General features: G+C 30.4%; 2 protein-coding genes and 1 pseudogene. 1 reads left to right on the forward strand and 2 read right to left on the reverse strand.

Features of this window, described 5'->3' with window-relative positions; all coding sequences use genetic code 11:
* The first annotated feature begins 306 nt into the window (after positions 1-306).
* Positions 307-2025: a methyl-accepting chemotaxis protein gene (locus tag V7183_RS22935; RefSeq protein ID WP_335360953.1), complete on the forward strand. Its 1719-nt coding sequence runs from the start codon at positions 307-309 to the stop codon at positions 2023-2025.
* A 163-nt stretch (positions 2026-2188) separates the two neighbouring features.
* Here V7183_RS22935 and V7183_RS22940 read toward each other — a convergent pair.
* Together V7183_RS22940 and V7183_RS26045 are read right to left on the reverse strand one after the other, a co-directional pair.
* Positions 2189-2338: pseudogene (locus V7183_RS22940) on the reverse strand (DUF4176 domain-containing protein); the annotation flags it as partial.
* A complete protein-coding gene (locus tag V7183_RS26045; RefSeq protein WP_438825194.1) occupies positions 2293-2511 on the reverse strand; it encodes an aspartyl-phosphate phosphatase Spo0E family protein in 219 nt (72 codons plus the stop codon). The gene V7183_RS26045 and the pseudogene V7183_RS22940, both read right to left, overlap by 46 nt.
* Between the last annotated feature and the right edge of the window lie 638 nt (positions 2512-3149).

Raw genomic sequence — 3149 nt, forward strand, 5'->3', positions numbered from 1 at the left:
TCTCTCCCACCTAAAAAGGGGGTTATGTCGTTTTTTTATTGATGTATATATAGAGCTGATATACTAGTCCTTTTATTATGTATAAATAGTAATAAAATAATATTCTCTTAATCTATCACTGGGATAGTACCACAGCCAGAACATACTATAATTCTTCTCGATTAACAGCTTTACTCATTTTAGTTCTTTAAAAAACAACAAAAAGCGACAAAAAAAAACGAAATTTCTAAAAAATATGTCGTTTTTTGGCATTTTTTATTGTAATATATATAACGTAATATAAAGATTTAATAAGGATGTGGTTGAATGTCAATTCTAAAAAACACTAAAATTGGTACGAAGTTGAATACATTAATGATTATAGCTAGTATTGCATGTATTCTCTTATCTATTATAGGAGTTATCTCTTTAAAGAAAACGAGCGAAGCTTCTGCAAATATGTATGACGAAAGGTTACTTCCGATTTTTTGGATAGAATCTTTAGAATCTAATTTCTACGACCGCAATTGTAATTTCATGGAACTTATGATTACAACTGATGAAAAAAGAACCAAAGAATTAACAAATAATATAGCTCGAATGCAAAAAGAAAATGATGAGTTATTAAAAAAATTCGAGTCTAAAATCCACTCACAAGAAGAAAGGGAATTATATGAGAATTTCCACAAAAACTTTCAAGAATACAGAACTCAACAGCAAGAAGCACAAAATTTAGCAGTAAACAATACAAATGATGAAGCTTATGCTTATTATTTAAAAAACACTGAGCCCGCTATGCAAAATGCAATTAAATCTATTCAAGAACTTGTGAAATATAATAGTAGCCAGGCTGAAAAATTACAAAAAAATAGTACGAACGATGCACATACTATAATACTGACGTTTATTATTATTTCAGTTATTGCGGCTGTAATTATTACATGTATTGGATATATCACTAAAATAGCCATTAAGCGTCCAATTACTTTATTAGAGCATGATATGGCACAAGTAGCAGATGGAAATTTAGTCATACGTACTTCCTATCAAGCAAATGATGAATTAGGAAATATTGTTACCTCTTTTAATAACATGTTAGATAATTTACAACAATTAATTGAAAAAATCCATGTAACGACAGAAGAAGTTACTTCCTCTACCGACAATATGTTACAGAATACAAAACAGGCATCTAAAATATCTCACGAAGCCGTTCAAACCATTAATGAAGTAAACAAACAAATAGAAGGACAAGTTACTAATATTCATGAAAGTTCAACAGCAATGAATGACCTAACAAATGGCGTTCAAACAGTAGCTGAATCAGCGGCAACTGTTGCGGAAGTATCTGTTGCTACAACAGATCGTGTAAATAATGGAAGTAAAGTAATCAAGCAATCTATTACGCAAATGAATAATGTGCATACAGTTGTTGAAGAAACTTCTACAGTGATCGAACGTCTTATTATGCGTACACAACATATCGATAAAGCTTTAGACGCGATTACAAACATTGCGGAGCAAACAAACTTGCTTGCTTTAAATGCTGCAATCGAAGCAGCACGTGCAGGAGAAAACGGAAAAGGATTTGCAGTTGTTGCCGCTGAAGTGAGAGATTTAGCTGAACAATCCAAGCAATCCGCAAATGAAATCAATAATTTAATTAAGTCAATCCAACAAGATACAAAAGATACTGTTCAAATCATGAGAAAAGGACACGAAGAAGCTACACAAGGAAGAAATGCTGCCAATGAAGCAGACGAGGCCTTTTCAACCATTATGAAAGACATTCATAAGATAACACGCCAAATCCAAGAAGTATCAGCTACAACAGAAGAAATGTCTGCTGGAACGGAAGAAATTAATGCTTCACTATCATCAGTATCAGAAACCTCTACAAAAGTAGCGAAAGATACAAATCAAACCGTACAAGCCATTCAAACCCAAGCATCATCCATTACAGAAATAACAAATCAATCTATGCAAATAAGGAAAAAAACCGAGGAATTAGAAGGATTAATTTCCCAATTTAAAATTAAAGAATAAAAATTATTTATAAATATAATTAAAAGTAAAGGACAATCAATTCACGGTTGTCTTTTATTTTTTATAATTTTGGGTTGATGGAATTACATTTTTTGACTTAATTTGAGATTTGCATCTGAACCATCTAAACTATTATTGGACCATATTAAATAAATTTAAATCATTATTTTAAATCTTCACGTAACTTAATTTCATCTTCATTTATGTAACTAGTAAAAATAACTTCTGATATATATTCAGTTGAAATATTTCCAATAGAATAACAAGCTACATAATCCCAAGTTTCCTTAGTCTTTGAATCTTCCTGTTTTCTATCATTCTATTAGTATGTTGTAGTTCTCTTGTATAGATTAACATGTTAATCAGTTCATCGATGTCCTGACTAAAACGCAAAACCTTATCATGGCATAATCCATGCTGCTCCACTAATCGAACTAATTCTTCTTTCTTCTCTTCAGTTATTTCGTGTAACTGTCTCATCTCCATCTCTATAAGAAAACCCCTTTTTCCATAATATTACTTAGAGAATTATAGTATATATTTAAATACAAGGAAACAAGAACTGGAAAATAACCTATATTTTAATAATATATTAATGCGATAGTGGTAGCTTATCATTTGAAGTTACTACATCAGATTCTTTACGTTTCAAATAACATTGCAATAGAAGCTTTATTAGACTATATCATCATTATCGAGGAGTGTTTTTATGCAATTATACATAATAATTGATACTCAATTATTTTTTATTATGTATTGTAATAGTCTCTTGTTCTTTTTTACGATTTGTTGCAATACTCGGAGCTCCATTTATGGAGCCTTTGTGGAACGAGAAGCATATTTAAATAATATTTTTGAAGCAAAACCTTTAGTAAGTAAGTTATATGAACTTAGAAAGAATACCGTATTTTAAGTAGTCCTTATTTTAACTTAAATAAGCCTTCCTAAAATCTTAAAGTTTGCTTTAGGTTTATTAATAGGGGTCACTATATCCATCAAGCTAAGGTTTTTAAATATCCCCCTAATAAGAGGAAAACATCTTTTTGTCATCATACTTTACTGATCTTATTTTTAAATACTGGTATGTCAACACGAAACTAGACAATTTTTTAAGGTGTTCCTGC

The sequence above is a fragment of the Bacillus sp. JJ1127 genome, from assembly GCF_036965845.1.
Classification (GTDB): Bacteria; Bacillota; Bacilli; order Bacillales; family Bacillaceae_G; genus Bacillus_A.